Raw genomic sequence first — 16,245 nt, forward strand, 5'->3', positions numbered from 1 at the left:
GCCGACGCCGGCGCCGGGCGTCCGGCGGATGGGCCACCTGGCGCACGCGGGCGCGGACCGGACGGTGCCGGACCCGCACCCGCGCGCGGCGGTCGGGTTACGGGGCGTCGAGCACGGTGCCGGTCAGCACCGGGCCCTGCGGCTCGCCGGCATCGTCGGTGTTCCGGAATCCGACGTACTCCGTGGGCTCCGCGACCTCGTCGGCGACGGTGGGCACCGTCACCTCGGCGTCCGTCTCACCGGCCGGGACCGAGACCCAGAGCGCGAAGTAGTCCAGCCGGGAGAGCGGAACCTCCCCGTCGGGGACCTCCCCCACCGTCTCCAGGAGCCAGTCGTGGTCGACATCCTTGGTGGACAGTTCGGGGCGCGTGTCGTCGGGGACCGGCACCAGCACCGTGCCCAGGTCCACGTCGGCGGGCTCCGAGAGCGAGACCCGCCAGCGCAGCGGCTGCCCCTCGGTGACCCGGTCCGCGACGGGCGTCACGCCGATCTCCGGCATCGGGTCGTCCTCCCGGACCGTCACACCACCGGCGTAGGAGCCGACGACGGAGCCGTGCACCGACTTGACCAGCAGGTCGCGGGTCGAGTCGCCGCCGTAGCGCTTGTTGCCCGTCACCTTGACGCGCACGTCGACGAAGGGCTTGCCGGAGCGCACGGTGACCACGCGTTCCTCGACCGCCGGGCCGAACCCTTCCATGACGTACATCCGGACCGTGCCGGTGCCCTTGCCGGAGACCCGCACCGGGACGTGGTAGGTGCGCACGCCCGCGTCGCCCTCCTCGACCGTCGTCCGGCCGACGTCGACGCGGGCCAGCGGGGCCGGCCGTACCGGAGGTGTGCCCGGCTGCCACGCGTAGGCGTCCATCAGCCAGGCCTTGCCCGCCCGGGAACGGGGTGTCAGTTCCAGCGTGGTGACGCGGCGCAGATCGACTCCGGCGCGGGTGGCGGCGGTGAGCGGTACGCGCAGTTCCTGCGCCCAGTAGGAGGCGGTGCGTTCGCTGCCCGGGAGGCCGTCGGCGCGGACGGCGCCGAGGGTGGCACGCCGGCCGGCGGCGTCGGTGACGGACACGTCGAGCCGGGTGCCGGTGCTGCCCGGCGGCACGATGACGCGCAGGGCGAGGCTCTTCGCGCCGTTCAGGGAGACGGGGGCGCCGGGACGGACCCGGGTCGCGGTGCCGGGGGCCGACCAGTCCAGGGCGATCGCGCCGCGGCCGGTCTCGCGCTCCGGCCACCAGTACGCGAAGTGCGGCGAGGAGCCGTGCGCGTCCTCGCCGAGGCAGGCGACGCCCGGGTCGGGGTCGACCGCGGAGCACAGGCGGCCGCCGCCGGTCACCTTCACGCCGCCGTCCGGCAGGAACCCGGCGCCGCGGCCCGCGCCGACCGCGTGGGTCAGCACCCGGGCCGGGTCGGCCGAGGGGGCGCGGCGGCCGGTGCCGTCGACCAGCTCGCGCACCCGGTCGTCACCGGCGACGAACAGCCGCGCGGCGGCGGCGATGTAGGTCGCGCCCGCCCGGTGCTGCTGTTCGGCGGTGAGCCGGGTGGGGCTGTCCACCGAGCAGACCGGGTCGGGGTCCTCGGGGTCCTCCCAGAAGTCGTCGGAGGCGGGAGCCGCGGCCTGGCCGGGCGTCCATTCGCTGTTGAAGTAGTTGTGGTTGGCGCCCGTGACATGGACCGCGCTGTGCAGCGCGCGGCCCCGGCTCACGCCGCGGGTGCCGTCGACGTAGAGCTGCCCCTGGAGGTCGGAGACGTCGCCGTCGCAGCCCGGCAGGATCGTCAGGGACGGCACGTCGGGCACCGGGTTCTGGCCGAAGGCGGTGGGGCCGATGAGTACGGTGCCGCGGATGTGCCAGCGGGCCGGGCCCCGACCGCCGTCCTGGTCCGCGGGCGGCGGGTACAGGCTGTCCATCGCCGCCCGGTCGACGCCTTCGCCGCCGCGGGAGTGGCCGACGAGCAGGACGCGGGACAGGTCGGCCTTCGGGCCACGGCGCACGGCGTCCGGGGCGGTGGAGGCCGCGGCGGCCCAGTCGGCCCAGCGGGCCAGGTGGGAGCGGACCAGGGACGAGCGGGCCTGGGCGCCGCCGTCCTCGAGGTCGCCGTCCTGGCCGTTGATGCCGTTGGCGGAGATCGAGACGGTCACATAGCCCTGGGAGGCCAGCAGTTTCTGGTCCTGGAGATAGCCGCGGTGGCTGGGGATGGGCTTGGCGCCGTCGGCGCAGGGCCAGTCGATCGTGACGGCCTCCTCGCCCTGCCCGGGGACGTAGCAGGTGGCGTGCCGGCCGTGCAGGAAGAGCGCGAGGGGGCGTTTGCCGGTGGCGTCCTTCGGCGCGACGACCAGGCCGCGCATCTCGACCGGGGCGGCCAGTCCGGGCAGCCGGACCGGGTCGAGCGTGTACTCGCCGGTGGTCGTGGCGAACCGGCCGGGTCTGCCCGGGTCGACGGTGGCGGCGGGGAGGCGGGGCGGGAGTTTCGCCGGGGGCGCTTCGGCGGGGCGGCGCTGTCGGGCGGCGGCTCCCGGTTCCTGGTCCAGCCTGCGGCCGGCGGCGCGGACCTGGAGGTCGGTCAGCCCGTGGCGTGCGGTCGGCCGGGTCTCGTCCAGGGGTAAGCGGAAGGTCCCGCCGTCGCGATCCGGTTCGGGTACGCCCAGCAGGCGGCCGCCGGAGTGGAACTCCACCCGTGCGTCACCGGGCGGGACGGTCCGCGGGGAGCGCCACTCAAGGGATCTCGCGGTACCGGTGCCGGTGATCCGCCAGCCGGGCGGCAGGTCGGCGGTGCCGTCCGGTGCCGCTCGCAGGGACGCGGCCTGGCCGGGCGGTTCCGGTGCGGCCTGGGCCGCGGCGGGCGCGACGCCCACCAGTGTCAGGGCCGCTGTCGCGGCGGCCCATATCGTTCGAGCGCGTATCAAGAATCCGCTCCTCAATACCTCGGGGGTACCTCGGTCGGGGGCAACGTCCGTGCGGACGCCCCCGGTTGGAGGAGGGGAGGAAGATCCTTGGGGTTGCCTGTGAGCCGTCAGCCGCCGGTTCCGCCGGTGCTCGTGCCGGTCCGGGGGTTCGCCGCGGTCCCGGGGACCGAGGGCGTCCTACGCGTCACCGTGTCGAGCGGACAGTCCTCGCTGGACCGGCCGGCCAGCCGTCCGCCGGGCTGCTCCACGGTCACCTGCGCGCTCCCCAGTGCCGGGTCCTGGCGCAGCCGGGCGACGGCGACGGTGCAGGCCAGTTGGTCGACGGCCGTGTCGCTGAGGCTCCCGGCGCTGCGCGGCAGCCGGACGCTGACGCCGGTGCCGTCGGTGCGGATGGTGGGAGCCTCGGTGGCTGGCGGGAGTTCGGTGGTCAGCCCATTCCCGCGTTCCTGGTCGTCGGGCCCCTTGAACAGCATGAGCACGGTGCTGCCGAGGTCGGTCGAGCCCGGCACCGTGCGGTCCACCGCGACCAGGGAACCGTCCTCGACGAAGTAGAGCGGGACCTTGACCAGGGGCACCGCCTCGGGCACGGACTCCGAGGGCGCGGAGGTGACGCCCGGGTCCAGGACGCCGGTCGCGGGTTCGCCCGCCTCGACCACTCCGGTCCCGGGGATGCCGCACGCGGAGAGCGGGAGCAGCGCCGCGAGCAGCAGCGGGAAGGCGCGGGCGGACGGATTCATGTGCGGTCCTCCTTCGCCGGGGTCGGCGTCCGGTCCTGGCCGGCGTCGGGCCTGAGCGGCAGGACGACCGTGAAGACGGCGCCGCCCTCGGGGTGGTTGGCCGCCCGGACGGTACCGCCGTGCAGGCGGACGTTCTCCGTGGTGATGGCCAGGCCGAGGCCGCTGCCCTCGCTCCGGGCGCGGGCGTCGGCCGACTTGTAGAAACGGTCGAAGACGTGGGGCAGGACGCTCTCGGGGATGCCGCCCCCGCCGTCGCGGACCGTGACGACGGCCTGCCTTCCGGCGTGGGGGTCGTCCTGGGCGTGGAGGTCCAGGCGGACCGGGGGCGCGCCGTGCCTCAGGGCGTTGGCGACGAGGTTCGCCACGATCACGTCGAGGCGCCGCGGGTCGACGCGGCCGCGCAGCGCGCCCGGTTCCGGCAGGCCGGTCTCCACGGTGTCCTGCCAGCCGCGGGAGGCGAGCGTGCGGCGCAGGGACTCGGCGAGGTCGATCTCGTCCAGGTGCAGGGCGGCCGCGCCCGCGTCGAACCGGGAGATCTCCATCAGGTCGTCCACCAGCTCGGCCAGTTTGGTGGTCTCCGTACTGATCAGGCGTACCGCCATGGCGGTGTCCTCGTCGAGTCCGGCCGCGTCCTCGTCCAGCACGTCCGTGACCGCCGACATCGCCGCCAGCGGGGTGCGCAGTTCGTGGGAGACGTCCGCGGCGAAGCGACGGGCGCCGGCCTCCATGCGCCGCAGTTCCGCCACCGAGCCCTCCAGTGCCGCGGCGGTCTCGTTGAAGGTGCGGGAGAGATCGGCGAGTTCGTCGGAGCCGTGCACCGCGAGCCGGGTGTCCAGCCGCCCCTCGGCGATGCTCCGGGTCGCCCGGCGCAGTGCCCGCACCGGACGCAGTACGCCGCGGGCGGCCAGGAGGGCGATCAGGACGGCCAGGACCAGGGCCGGTACGGTGGCGCGTTCGATGGCGGTGACCAGCGCGTCGACGTAACCCTGCTCCTCCTGCTGCGGCACCGTGAGGTAGACCTCGAGGCCGGAGGCGCCTCGCTCGGTGCTGTACTGGCCGGCGAAGGTGACGGGCATCCCGACGACCAGCGAGGAGCGGCCGTCGTGCGACACCCGCTGGAACACGGTGGCCAGGCGGGAGCGTACCGACTCGCGCATCGCCGGGGACAGTTCGCCGAAGGCGTCCCCGGGGACGGACGTGGCGCTCGCCTCCCGGTACACGACCAGCACCCGCCACGGCTGGGAGCGCCCGCCCCTGGAGACGTCGGCGGCGAACGACTCCAGCCCGGCCGCGTCGGGTGGGAACCGGTAGTTGGGCACCAGGGTGTTGACGCGGTGCCGGAAATCCTCGATCACCGTGTCCTGGCTCTGTTGCAGGACCCCGGTCCGTGCCTCGCGGAAGGTCAGCGCGCCGGTGGTGACCGTGGCCACGACCGCGACGAGGGTGAAGGTCACCACCAGCCTCAGGCGCAGCCCCATCAGCGCCCGCAAGATCCGGGGAACTCTCACCGGGGCCCGAACCGGTAGCCGAAGCCGCGCACGGTGTGGACGTAACGCGGACTGCCCGGCGGCTCACCGATCTTGGACCGCAGTCGCTTGACGCAGGCGTCCACCAGCCGCGCGTCCCCGTGGTAGTTGTGCTCCCACACCGCTTCCAGGAGTTGCTGGCGGCTGAACACCTGCCCGGCCGAGGCCGACAGGGTGAGCAGCAGCCGCAGTTCGGAGGGGCCGAGGGCGACGGGCCGTCCCTGGTGGGTGACGGTCAGTCCGGCCCGGTCGATGACCAGGTCGCCGTGGTGTTCGGTGCGCGCGGTGCCCTGGTCGTCCGCCGTGCCGCCCACGCGGCGCAGCACTGCGCGTATGCGGGCGTCCAGCACGCGGGCGCGGACCGGTTTGACGACGTAGTCGTCGGCTCCGGACTCCAGTCCGACGACGATGTCGGTGTCGTCGCCGCGGGCGGTGGCCATGATGATCGGCACCTGGTCGTGGACGCGTATGCGGCGGCACACCTCCAGGCCGGACATGCCCGGCAGCATCAGGTCGAGGACCACCGCGTCGGGACGGAACGACCGGAGCTGCTCCAGTCCGTCCTCGCCCGTCGCGGCCGCGGCGACCTCGTGCCCCTGTCGGCGCAGGGCCAGGCGCACACCGTCCCGGACGGCGCGGTCGTCTTCGATGATCAGGACCCGTGGCATGCAGCTCAGTATGCGCGTGCACAGGGGGGAGACCACGCGCGGGTGACGGCTGTTACACAGCGGTCCAAAAGCCGTCCACGGACGATCACACGCCCGGGGCACCCTTTGTGATCATGAACCAGCGCCGTCGACCGACTCCCCCGCCGACCTCCGCCACGGGCCGCCGACGCCGCGCCGGCCGCTCCCGGCGCCGACGCGGCGGCCGGCCCCGTCTGCTGTGGCCGGGGCTCGCGGCCGGGGCCGTCCTGGTGCTCGCCGGCGGTCTGGCCCTCAAGGGGGCCACGGAGCCCTCCGGCTCCTCCACCGACACGGCCGGTGCTCCCTCGGCGGCCCCGGCGTCCGAGTCGTCCGCGGCTGGTGGGACGGAGAAGGCACCGGAGGACGGGTCCCAGGCCGCCCCGGCGAAGGAGAAGGAGCGGGAGACGGAGAAGGAGAAGGAGGACGAGAAGGGGAAGGGGAAGCAGGAGAAGCCGGACCCCGACTCGATTCCGTCGTCCGGGCCCGGGACGTTCGCCACGGCGGGCGGCGGCGGTGACCGGGTCGGCGGGAGCGCGCGGACGCTGACCTACACGGTGCAGGTCGAGGACGGCATCGGCATCCCGGCACAGGACGTGGCGGCCGAGGTGGAGCGCATCCTGGCCGACGGGCGGGGCTGGACCGCCGACGGGAAAGTGGGGTTCCGGCGGGTGTCCGGGGGCGCGTCCGACTTCCGGGTACGGCTCGCCACGGCGGGAACGGTGGACGACATATGCGGTCAGTACGGCCTGGACACCGGCGGCGAGGTCAACTGCAACGTGGGCCAGGACGTCATGGTGAACCTGAAGCGGTGGCTGCTGGCCACGCAGTACTACGCGGACGACGTGACGTCGTACCGGGCGCTGATCATCAACCACGAGGTGGGGCACTTCCTCGGCCACGGCCATGAGGGCTGCCCCGGGGCCGGACGTCCGGCGCCGGTGATGATGCAGCAGATCAAGGGCCTGCACGGCTGCCGCACCAACGTCTGGCCCTACGACGCCGACGGTCGCGCCGTCACCGGCCCTGCGGTCGGCTGACGGTGTCGCCGTCGCGCTTTCCGCAGTCCGGGTTCCGGCAGGTGCCGGGGCCCCAGACCGGAACGTTGATCCCCAGCGTCTTGTGCCGGTGGATCTCGGCGGGGACACGGTGGCCGCAGGTCGGGCAGATGTCCTCGTACGCCGCGTCGACCTGCCGTGGTGTCTTCGTCTTCTGCGTGTGACTGCTCATGATGCCCACACCCACGCTCGTGAGATCCATTGAAGGTCTCTTTGCCTTCACTTTACCTTACGTTGGGAAGGCCCGGAAAGCGCGTCCGCGCGCTGGGGGTTGTCAGCGGTCCTCGGCCACGGGTGTCGAGCGCATTGCCTCGGTGGGCACGCCGTTGGCCCTGGCCGCGTCGGCGAGGGCCTGTGCCGCGGCCTCGGCGGCCTGCGCCGTGTCGTTGGCCGCCTGGGCGGCCCCGTCGTCCGTCGGGTTCTCCCGGGTGGCCGGCGACTGCGGCAGCGCCTCGGTGAAGGCGCGGGACACTCCCTGGAGCGCGGAGGTGACCTCGCTGGGGATGACCCAGAACGTGCTGCCCGAGCCCTGCGCCAGCTGCGGCAGCACCTGGAGGTACTGGTAGGCGAGGAGCTTGGGGTCGGGGTCGTTGCGGTGCACGGCCTGGAAGACCTCGTCGATGGCCCGGGACTGTCCCTCCGCCTTGAGGATCTCGGCGGTGCGGTTGCCCTCGGCGCGCAGGACGGCGGCCTGCTTGTCGCCCTCGGCGGTGAGGATCTGCGACTGGCGCTGGCCCTCCGCTCCGAGGATCGCGGCCCGCTTGTCCCGCTCGGCCCGCATCTGCTTCTGCATGGCGTCCTTGATGGACTGCGGCGGGTCGATGGCCTTGATCTCCACCCGGTTCACCCGCAGCCCCCATTTCCCGGTGGCCTCGTCGAGCACCCCGCGCAGTTGGCTGTTGATGGTGTCGCGCGAGGTGAGGGTCTTCTCCAGATCCATGGATCCCACGACGTTGCGCAGGGTGGTGACGGTGAGCTGCTCGACCGCCTGGAGGAAGTTCGCGATCTCGTAGAAGGCCGCTCGCGGGTCGGTGACCTGGAAGTACAGCACGGTGTCGATCTCGACGACCAGGTTGTCCTCGGTGATGACCGGTTGGGGCTTGAAGGAGACCACCTGTTCGCGCAGGTCGATCACCGGATAGACGCGGTCAATGTACGGGATGACCACGCTGAGCCCGGGTTTCAGCGTGCGGTGATAGCGGCCGAGCCGTTCCACGTTGCGGGCGCGGGCCTGCGGCACGATGCGCACCGCCCGCACCACGGTGAAAACGGCGAGAAGCGCGACGATCACACCGGCGATGAGGAACGCCGAGGCTTCCATGGTCACTCCCGGGGATAGACGAATGCGGTGGTGCCGCTGATCTCCAGAACGTCGACGGTCGCACCCCGGGGGATCACCAGCGTCTCGTCATAGGAACGGGCCGTCCATTCCTCACCGCCGATACGGACCCGGCCTTCCCTTCCGGTCACGTCGGCGACGACGTAGGCGGCCTGCCCGATCAGGGCGTCCACTCCGAAGCGCTGACTCTGGGGCTGGACGAGGTGGCGCAGTGCGACGGGGCGGAGGAAGAGGAGGGTGACCGCGGAGACGACCGTGAACACGAGGAATTGAAAAGGCGTGGAAAGCCCGGCCGCCGCCGATCCGGATGTGATCAGCGCGGCCACTCCCAGCATTCCGAGCGCGGCGGTCAGGGTGAAGATCTCCGCCACGATCAGGACCGCCGAAACGATCAGCCAGATCAGCCACGGATCCATCACGGCCCCCTTTCCGCTTTTGAATTATTTTACCGGCTTTTCCGAAAAGGGGACCTGTCCGGAAACGGCGAGCACCTGCGCCCGGGGCCGGCGCGGTCGGTGCGCGCCGGCCCACCGCGGTCACGCGGTCAGGTGGCCGCGCAGGCTCCGAGGTCCTCCCAGACGCCCCATTCGCCGGTGGTGCCGGGTTCCTCGCCGGTCACCCACCACTTGGCGCGCCAGGTGTGGCCGCCGTACGAGACGGTGTCGCCGCCGCTGTAGACGCTGCCCGCGTTCCACGCCGGCCCGTCGCAGGCGCCCGGGTCGCCGTCCCCGCCGCCGTCACCCCCGCCGCTGCCGCCGATGTTGACGTCGATGCAGGAGTAGAAGGCGTTTCCGGTGTCCGCCACGTTCCAGACGGCCAGTACCTTCTGACGGCCGGTGAAGGCGCCGAAGTCCACCTGGTGGCTCACGTCCGGGGCGGGCTGTGCGCCGCGGCCGTCGAATTCGGCGATCTTCTGGTTGCCGATGAAGTACTGCCAGTTGGCGGTGGCGTGCCGCGCCGTGTGGTGCCAGGTGAAGGTGTGTGTGGTGCCGACCGGTGTGACCCGCCAGCCCTTGCCGTCGTCGTCGAGTTCGGCGAACTGGCTGTTTCCGCCGCTGCAACTGTTCAGGCCCTTCGGGCCCTCGACACTCTGAGGCTCGTACTTGATCTGACCGCAGTCGACGATCCCCGCGGCGCACTGGTCCTGCCGGCTGCCGGGCGAGGTCACCCACCCGTGGGCGTTGGCCGTGCTCGCCGGAAGGCTGACGGCAAGCAGCGGAGCGACCAGCGCCCCGACCGCGAAGGCCACCCGTCTCTTGGTGCGCATGTCGTGCCCCTTTCGGATACAGGTCTAGACCTGACGGCTTCAGGTCTAGACCATAGCGGCGAAGCCGGTCCGGTCAAGGGTCTGCGCACCATCAACCGCCAAGAGGCGGAGCCCATTTGACGCGACGACCCCGGCGCGCAACTCGTCGCGCTATTGGTCTAGACAAGGGTCGGGGCGATGGTTAAAGGTCGAATGGGTCGTGCGTCTCCCCCCTCCCTCGGGACGCTCTCGGACCCAGCCCCCGTGCTGCGCACCATCCCCACCGGCCGCCCGGTTGCGACCCGCGGCCGCTGCGCAAGAGAGGAGCACCACCGTTGGAAGCGCTGGAAAAACGCAGGGAACACGTGATCGCGCTCTTCCGCATCGTCGTAGGCCTGCTGTTCGCCTGCCACGGAGCCGCCACCCTGTTCGACGTCCTCGGCGGCCCGCACGGAGCCGCCCCCGCCTTCGCCGCATGGCCCGGCTGGTGGGCCGCCGTGGTGCAACTCGTCGGCGGCACACTGGTGCTGTGCGGCCTCGCCACCCGCACCGCGGCCATCCTGTGCTCCGGATCCATGGCGTATGCCTACTTCGTGGAGCACCAGCCCGACGGGCTCTTCCCCATCCAGAACGGCGGGGAGTCGGCGGCCATGTTCTGCTGGTCGTTCCTCCTGGTCGCCGCCCTCGGTCCGGGCCGCTGGAGCCTGGCCTCCCGCCTCCGCCCACGGCGGGGTGACGACGGCCGACGGACCACCCGGACGCTGCCCACGGACACGCCGACGTCCGCCTGAACCCGGGCGGGCCCGACCGGAACCGAGCGGTGGTCAGCCCGGGACCACCGCGCCGCCCGCCTGCTCCTGTCCGGTGAACATGTCGATCAGGCCGTACGGTGCGTCGTCGCCGTACATCAGCGCGTGCAGTCGGGACGCGTCGGCGGCCTCCTCCGCACCACGCGGGAACAGGTCGCGCTCGTACGCGGCGAGCGCGGCCTCCGCGTCACCGGGGTGCGCGGCGAGGGCCCTGCCGAGTTCGGCGCCGTCGTACATGGCCAGGTTGGCACCTTCGCCGGACGGGGGCATGAGGTGGGCCGCGTCGCCGAGCAGGGTCACTCCGGGCACCCGCTCCCACCGGTGCGCGCCGGGCAGGGTGTGGAGCGGGCGCAGGACCGGTGCGGCGTCGGCGTCGGTGATCAGCGCGGTCAACTCCGGTGCCCATCCGGCGAACTCCCCCGCCACCCGCGCCGCGCCCGCCGCCCCGGGGAGACCGATGCCGTCGAACCACTCCCGCGGCTTGCGCAGGGCCACGTAGGCGTGCAGGGTCCCGCCGCTCTCCCGGTGGGCCTGGATCGCCTTGCCGGGCGCGAGGGCGAACATCGCGCCGTCGCCGACCGCCTTCGCGGTGGCCGGGTGCCTGACGTCGGCGTCGAAGAGGTAGGTCTCGACGAACGACATGCCGACGTACTCGGGCGTGGCGTCGGACACCAGCGGTCGCACCCGGGACCACGCGCCGTCCGCGCCGACCAGAAGGCTCGTGACGACGGAGGTGCCGTCGGCGAACACCACCTCGTGGCGGCCGTCGCCGAGGGAGTGGGCGGCACGGACCTTGTGGCCCCAGCGGACGGTGCCGGCCGGGAGTGAGTCGAGCAACAGCCGCCGCAGTTCGCCGCGCATGACCTCCGGGCGGCCGCCCGTGCCGTCGTCGCCCTCCTCGTACAGGACCGTCCCGTCCGGGGCGAGGGCCCGGCTCGCCTGACGGCCCTCCAGGACGAGACCGCGGAACTCCTCGGACAGCCCCGCGGTCCGCAGGGCGGGCCGGCCGTTGTGGTCGTGTATGTCGAGCATCCCGCCCTGCGCGCGGGCCGTCGGGGAGGTCTCGGCCTCGTAGACCGTGGCCGGGATTCCGTGGACGTGCAGAACGCGGGCGAGCGTGAGGCCGCCCAGTCCGGCGCCGACGATCGTGACGTGTGTGGTCATGGTGCGTACCTCCTGATCGCGACCCACGGGACCGGGGGCCGGACGGACCGACAAGGGACTGGAACGGTGTTCCAGCATGTCCAGAGTGGAACGTCGTTCCAGACCCTGTCAAGCTGGAACGGTGTTCCAGGCGGTTTAGGATGAGGCCATGGCAACCAGGTCGCGTCGCCCGGAACGGCGGCAGGAACCCCTCTCGCGGGAGCGCATCGTCGAGGCCGCCGTCGAACTCCTCGACACCGTGGGAGAGCGCGGCCTCACCTTCCGCGCGCTGGCCGAGCGCCTCTCGACCGGCCCCGGGGCGATCTACTGGCACATCACGGGGAAGGCCGAACTGCTCACCGCCGCCACGGACGCGGTCGTCGCCGACGCCGTGAGCGCCGACCCCGCCGACCCAGCCGGTACCGCCGACCCCGCCGACTCGCCGCAGGACGCGATCCGCGCCGTCGCCCTCGGCCTGTTCGACGCGACCGAGGCGCACCCGTGGCTGGCCGCGCAGCTCGCGACACAGCTGTCCCGCAGCCCCTGGGGGACGGTGGCGCCGCGCATCTTCGAGAGCCTCGGCCGCCAGGTCCGGGCGATGGGCGTCCCCGAGGCCGACTGGTTCACGGCGTCCTCGGCACTGATGCACTACATCCTCGGCGCCGCCGGCCAGAACACGGCGAACTCCGCGAGCGCCGGCCCGTCGGGGCACGGCGACGTGGACCGGGACGAGTTCCTGGACACCGTGTCGACGGCGTGGGAAGGGCTCGACCCGGAGGAGTACCCCTTCACCCGGGCCGTGGCGGACCAGGTGCGCGGTCACGACGACCGTGAGCAGTTCCTCTCCGGGATCACCCTCGTCCTGGCCGGTATCACGGCACTTCACCGGCCCGGCCGATAGCACCGGACACGACGGGCCGCCGGGCGGGCGGCCTTCGGCGTGTGCGCCGTCTCACGCATCCCACGCCTGCCCAAGTTGCGTGGGTCACTGCGCAAATGCCCCTTTCGCCTCCATGCTCGACGTGAGAGGCGCCGCGCGAAGTCGCGCGCAGCGCCGTCGACTTGGTCGCGTCGCAGTCTGGTGAGCCATGCCACAGCGCTCGTGACGCGGGCCCTCCTCCCCCGCACCGCTCTTCCTTTCTCCCCTCCCCCACCTGCTCCCCCGCTCACCGCAGAACCCGTAGAAAGGTGCCGAACGTGGCCGCTTACCTGTGCGCTCCCGCCGTGATACATGGCGAGCATTCCGTGAAGACCAGCGAGATCGTGGCGGAAGTGCGCGACCGGCATCCGGATGCGGCGTGGGCGCCGCGGATCGACGGCATAGCGGCCAGTACGGGCATCGAGTCCCGCGGCTGGATGCTTCCCCTGGAGGCCGCCGTCGCGCCCGGCGAAGGTGGCGCCCTGGGGGCCGCCGACCTCGGGGCCGCCCGGGCGGCGCTGGTCCGTGACGGGTTCACCGAGCAGGACGCGGACCGTGCGATCGCCGCCCTCGCGGCGGCACCCGCCCCGCAGACCGTCCAGGAGCGCACCGCCCCGGCCTGGGAGGCCGTCCAGGCCTACGGGGAACGTGCGGCGCGGGGGGCCCTGCAGATCGCCGGGCTGGACGCCGCGGACGTCGACTGCCTGATCACCAGCAACTCGACCACCCCGGCACTGCCCGGACTGGACGTGGCCCTGGCCAACCGGCTGCCGCTGCGCGGTGACGCCATGCTGCTGCCGGCCACCCAGTGGGCCTGCGTGGCCGGGACCCGTTCCCTGGCACTGGCGGCGGACCTGGTGGCGGCCGACCCCGACCGGGTGGTCCTGGTGGTGATCTCCGAGGCGCTGAGCACGACCTACCAGCCCGCGGACGACACCCTGGAGTCCCTGATCGTCCGGCTGCTGTTCGCGGACACCGCGGTCGCCGCGGTGGTCACCGGCCGCCCGAGGCGCGAGTCGGTGCTCCGGCTGGACGCCGCCTGGCACCACACCCTGCCGGGCACACGGGACCTGCACCGCCTGGAGACGCGGGCGGACGGCACGCACTTCGTGATGGACCGGCGCGGGCCGCGGGCGGTGCAGGAGACGGTCACCGCGATGTGGGAGTGGCTCCGCGTCCGCTACGAGGACGACCCCGCCTCCTGGCACCCCGACGTCCTGCTCGCGCACCCCGGCGGGACCCGGGTGCTGGAGTACATGGAGCAGACGATGCCCGACGAGTGGCCGTCGGGGCTGCTGGAGTACAGCCGGGACAGCTACACCAGCGGCAACCGCGGGGGCGCCGCCGTGTTCGACATCCTGCGCCGGGCGCACGACGCCGGGCAGAAGGCGGGCAGCCGTGCCGTCCTCTACGCGGCCGCCCCCGGCCTCACGGCCACCGCTCTGGAAGGGGAGTGGCTCTAGGCCCCTCCACGGTCACCGTCCGTGGTCACGGTGCGGTCCGCTGGTGTGGGCGAAGCGTCCGCCGGTGTTATTGAATGGGGTGTGCGGTCGGGATCCTCGGGGCTCTTCCGCACGGGTTCGGGTACGGCCCCGGCACTGTGCCGGGGTTGGCGAGCGAGCTGAGGGAGCCGCATGGACTCCACACCCTCCCCTTCGTCCTCGTCGCCGTTCGACCTGGTCAGCAGTGCCCTGGGGCGGTACATCCCGCGTGACGGAGCGGCGGGGGCCGATCCCGCCGACTCGCCGGACGACCCCGCCGGGCATCAACCGGAGCACGATCATCCGGCAGCGGGCCCGCCGGAACGGATTCTCGGCGCGGTCAATCTGGACCGGGAGCTGAGAGTCACCGACCGCAATCTCGAAGCCCCCGTCTTCGCGGGACTGGATGCCGTGATCGGGAGCCCGTTCGTCGATCTCCTGCCCCAGGGTGACGTCCCGACGGTCACCCGGCGGTTGCGCCAGGTCCTCGACACCGGCGAGGCACACGTGGCCCGGGTCCAGCGCCTGCGCCGCCGCGACGGGTCGGAGCTGGTGGTCTCGATGAGCATCCTGCCCGCGGCGGCGCCCCAGGAGGGCCTGACCGTCTCCCTGATCGCCATGGCCAGGAGGCTGCACCTGTACGCCGCCGAGACCGCGATCGGCACGTCGCTGGACATCGGCGAGACGGCGCAGTCGCTGGCGGAGTCCCTGCTGGCGTGGGGGGACGTGGCCGCCGTCGATCTCGACTTCGCGGTGTGGACGGGCGAGGGGGTCGCCGAGCGGGCGCAGGGCCGCATCCGGCTGCGGCGGGCGGCCCTGGTGCCGGACCGGGCGTGGCCCGAGGGTTATGTGACGCTCGGCGAAGACCTTCCCAGCGACGCGAGCCGCCTGCTGTCACAGGCGATACGGCGCGCCGACGCCCCGCAGTACATCGTCCTGCCCGACCGCGAGGCGATCGAGCGGGTGCTCGGCAGCCCGCGGTTGGTGCGTGCCCTGGTGCCCGGGGACCGGTCGGCGGGTGTGGCCTGCGTACCGCTGGTCCTGGAGGGCGATCCGCCCGTCGTCCTGGGCGTGGCGGAGGTCTGGCGGCGGGCGGACCGCCCCTTCGCCGACAGCGAGCTGCTCGACCTCCAGGAACTGGTGGCCCGAACCTCCCACCACGTCGACCTGGCCCGCCAGCACCAGCGCGAGCACACCCAGGTGCTGGCCCTGCAACGCCGGTTGCTGCCGCGTTCGGCCGGCGGAACCGTGCAGACCGCCAGCGTCTACCAGCCCACCACTCCCGACAGTGCGGGCGTCGGCGGTGACTGGGTGAACAGCTTTCCGCTGCCGGACGGTCGTACCGCACTGGTCGTCGGCGATGTCGTCGGGCACGGCCTGGGGGCCGCGGCGACCATGGGCCAGCTGAGCATGGAGGCCCGCGCGCTGCTGTCCGCCGGACTGGCCCCCGACGAGGTGCTGGAGCACCTGGACGAGACGGTGACGCTCCTGGACGACTCGGAGTCCGGGCTGGCGGCCGGGTACAGCGCCCTCGGCTCGACCTGCTGCATCGCCGTCTACGACCCCGTCAGCCACCGGTTGGCGCTGTCCAGCGCGGGCCACCTGCCGCCGATCCTGGTGTCGCCGGACGGACGCGCCGCCCCTCTCCCGGTCCACCCGCATCCCGGCCTGGGCGCCGAGTTCGCGCTGCGGGAGCCGTTCGCCGTGCACACGTTCGTTGCACCCCCGGGCTCCCTGCTCGCTCTCTACACCGACGGTCTGGTCGAGGACCCGGCCGTGCCGATCGACGAGGGCATCGGCAGGCTGGCGGCGGCCGTGTCCGCGGTGCATCCCTGGGACACGCTGCAGCAGGCGGCGCGGCGGGTGGTCTCCGAGGTGATGCCGACGCGCCAGCGCGACGACGTGACCCTGCTGCTCGCGCGCATGATCGGCTACCGCAAGGGCGACACCGCGACCTGGCGGCTGCCCGCCCGCGACGACGCGGCCGCGCGGGCCCGGGCGCTGGTCGCCGCGCTGCTGCGGCAGTGGCGCACCCGGGACGGCACCCGGGACAGTGTGCTGCTCCTGGTCAGCGAACTGGTCACCAACGCGGTCCGGTTCGCCGGCGGCCCCATCACGGTACGGCTGATCAGGGCCGGCCCCGGCCTGCTGTGCGAGGTCGGCGACACCGGCAACGGCAGACCGCGGCTGGGCCGGGGCGGTCTCCTCGACGACGGGGGCCGCGGCCTGCACGTGGTGCACCGGCTCACCAGCCGGTGGGGAGTGCGGTGGACGGACACCGGCAAGGTGGTCTGGGCGGAGGTCGTGCGCTGAGGCGACTGCGGGACCGTACGTCCGCTCGGCTCGTGCGGTGCGCTCGGCTCGCGTGGCTCGCGGGGTGAAGGGAACCGGGGCGCGGGGGT

Annotated in this window: 14 protein-coding genes; 5 read left to right on the forward strand and 9 right to left on the reverse strand. The window is 73.1% G+C overall.

What is annotated here, in order from left to right; all coding sequences use genetic code 11:
* Positions 1-97 precede the first annotated feature (97 nt).
* The 4 genes from ACGH52_RS05060 to ACGH52_RS05075 all read right to left on the reverse strand — a co-directional run bounded on the left by ACGH52_RS05060 (position 98) and on the right by ACGH52_RS05075 (position 5,833).
* On the reverse strand, positions 98-2,902 hold the full coding sequence (locus ACGH52_RS05060) for a hypothetical protein (protein ID WP_399937880.1): 2,805 nt from the start codon (positions 2,900-2,902) through the stop codon (positions 98-100).
* Between the two features lie 107 nt (positions 2,903-3,009).
* Positions 3,010-3,639 (reverse strand): GerMN domain-containing protein, encoded by a 630-nt coding sequence (locus ACGH52_RS05065; protein ID WP_121701210.1) that lies wholly within the window; start codon positions 3,637-3,639, stop codon positions 3,010-3,012.
* Complete coding sequence (locus ACGH52_RS05070) at positions 3,636-5,117, reverse strand: HAMP domain-containing sensor histidine kinase (RefSeq protein ID WP_193777486.1); 1,482 nt, start codon at positions 5,115-5,117, stop codon at positions 3,636-3,638. The genes ACGH52_RS05065 and ACGH52_RS05070 overlap by 4 nt, the downstream gene beginning before the upstream one ends.
* Positions 5,118-5,143: 26 nt before the next feature.
* On the reverse strand, positions 5,144-5,833 hold the full coding sequence (locus ACGH52_RS05075) for a response regulator transcription factor (RefSeq protein ID WP_076973034.1): 690 nt from the start codon (positions 5,831-5,833) through the stop codon (positions 5,144-5,146).
* A gap of 113 nt (positions 5,834-5,946) precedes the next feature.
* Here ACGH52_RS05075 and ACGH52_RS05080 point away from each other — a divergent pair, with 113 nt between their 5' ends.
* The gene (locus ACGH52_RS05080; RefSeq protein ID WP_121701211.1) at positions 5,947-6,888 is read left to right on the forward strand and encodes a DUF3152 domain-containing protein; all 942 of its coding nucleotides are present in this window, start codon (positions 5,947-5,949) and stop codon (positions 6,886-6,888) included.
* Here ACGH52_RS05080 and ACGH52_RS05085 read toward each other — a convergent pair.
* The 4 genes from ACGH52_RS05085 to ACGH52_RS05100 form a co-directional block, all read right to left on the reverse strand.
* Positions 6,866-7,078, reverse strand: a complete 213-nt coding sequence (locus ACGH52_RS05085) for a hypothetical protein (protein ID WP_076973384.1) — start codon at positions 7,076-7,078, stop codon at positions 6,866-6,868. The two genes, ACGH52_RS05080 and ACGH52_RS05085, sit on opposite strands and share 23 nt — an antisense overlap.
* A gap of 102 nt (positions 7,079-7,180) precedes the next feature.
* Positions 7,181-8,227 (reverse strand): SPFH domain-containing protein, encoded by a 1,047-nt coding sequence (locus ACGH52_RS05090; RefSeq protein WP_171987013.1) that lies wholly within the window; start codon positions 8,225-8,227, stop codon positions 7,181-7,183.
* A gap of 2 nt (positions 8,228-8,229) precedes the next feature.
* A complete protein-coding gene (locus ACGH52_RS05095) occupies positions 8,230-8,661 on the reverse strand; it encodes an NfeD family protein (protein ID WP_076973036.1) in 432 nt (143 codons plus the stop codon).
* Positions 8,662-8,789: 128 nt separating this feature from the next.
* Positions 8,790-9,512 carry a lytic polysaccharide monooxygenase gene (locus tag ACGH52_RS05100; RefSeq protein WP_399937884.1) on the reverse strand — a complete coding sequence of 241 codons (723 nt, stop codon included), beginning with the start codon at positions 9,510-9,512 and terminating at the stop codon, positions 8,790-8,792.
* Positions 9,513-9,826: 314 nt separating this feature from the next.
* Here ACGH52_RS05100 and ACGH52_RS05105 point away from each other — a divergent pair, with 314 nt between their 5' ends.
* A complete protein-coding gene (locus tag ACGH52_RS05105) occupies positions 9,827-10,282 on the forward strand; it encodes a DoxX family protein (RefSeq protein WP_076973038.1) in 456 nt (151 codons plus the stop codon).
* Between the two features lie 33 nt (positions 10,283-10,315).
* On the opposite strand, the gene ACGH52_RS05110 is transcribed toward ACGH52_RS05105, so the two are convergent.
* The gene (locus ACGH52_RS05110; protein ID WP_399937886.1) at positions 10,316-11,464 is read right to left on the reverse strand and encodes an FAD-dependent oxidoreductase; all 1,149 of its coding nucleotides are present in this window, start codon (positions 11,462-11,464) and stop codon (positions 10,316-10,318) included.
* Between the two features lie 148 nt (positions 11,465-11,612).
* On the opposite strand from ACGH52_RS05110, the gene ACGH52_RS05115 reads away from it, so the two are divergent.
* From ACGH52_RS05115 to ACGH52_RS05125, 3 genes are all read left to right on the forward strand, one after another.
* A complete protein-coding gene (locus ACGH52_RS05115) occupies positions 11,613-12,344 on the forward strand; it encodes a TetR/AcrR family transcriptional regulator (protein WP_399937888.1) in 732 nt (243 codons plus the stop codon).
* Positions 12,345-12,640: 296 nt separating this feature from the next.
* Entirely contained in the window at positions 12,641-13,825 is a 1,185-nt protein-coding gene (locus ACGH52_RS05120) for a type III polyketide synthase (RefSeq protein ID WP_399937890.1), read from the forward strand.
* 171 nt (positions 13,826-13,996) lie between these two features.
* Positions 13,997-16,156 (forward strand): SpoIIE family protein phosphatase, encoded by a 2,160-nt coding sequence (locus ACGH52_RS05125; RefSeq protein ID WP_399937892.1) that lies wholly within the window; start codon positions 13,997-13,999, stop codon positions 16,154-16,156.
* Positions 16,157-16,245 lie beyond the last annotated feature (89 nt).

Origin of the sequence: Streptomyces sp. BBFR25 (assembly GCF_044590125.1) — a bacterium.
In the GTDB taxonomy this organism is placed as follows: Bacteria; Actinomycetota; Actinomycetes; order Streptomycetales; family Streptomycetaceae; genus Streptomyces; species Streptomyces canus_D.

Bases quoted from the DNA above. Each gene is read 5' to 3' on its own strand.
- ACGH52_RS05065 (WP_121701210.1), bottom strand. From the start codon at position 3,639: ATGAATCCGTCCGCCCGCGCCTTCCCGCTGCTGCTCGCGGCGCTGCTC.
- ACGH52_RS05070 (WP_193777486.1), bottom strand. From the start codon at position 5,117: ATGGGGCTGCGCCTGAGGCTGGTGGTGACCTTCACCCTCGTCGCGGTC.
- ACGH52_RS05075 (WP_076973034.1), bottom strand. From the start codon at position 5,833: ATGCCACGGGTCCTGATCATCGAAGACGACCGCGCCGTCCGGGACGGT.
- ACGH52_RS05080 (WP_121701211.1), top strand. From the start codon at position 5,947: ATGAACCAGCGCCGTCGACCGACTCCCCCGCCGACCTCCGCCACGGGC.
- ACGH52_RS05085 (WP_076973384.1), bottom strand. From the start codon at position 7,078: ATGAGCAGTCACACGCAGAAGACGAAGACACCACGGCAGGTCGACGCG.
- ACGH52_RS05090 (WP_171987013.1), bottom strand. From the start codon at position 8,227: ATGGAAGCCTCGGCGTTCCTCATCGCCGGTGTGATCGTCGCGCTTCTC.
- ACGH52_RS05095 (WP_076973036.1), bottom strand. From the start codon at position 8,661: ATGGATCCGTGGCTGATCTGGCTGATCGTTTCGGCGGTCCTGATCGTG.
- ACGH52_RS05100 (WP_399937884.1), bottom strand. From the start codon at position 9,512: ATGCGCACCAAGAGACGGGTGGCCTTCGCGGTCGGGGCGCTGGTCGCT.
- ACGH52_RS05110 (WP_399937886.1), bottom strand. From the start codon at position 11,464: ATGACCACACACGTCACGATCGTCGGCGCCGGACTGGGCGGCCTCACG.
- ACGH52_RS05115 (WP_399937888.1), top strand. From the start codon at position 11,613: ATGGCAACCAGGTCGCGTCGCCCGGAACGGCGGCAGGAACCCCTCTCG.
- ACGH52_RS05125 (WP_399937892.1), top strand. From the start codon at position 13,997: ATGGACTCCACACCCTCCCCTTCGTCCTCGTCGCCGTTCGACCTGGTC.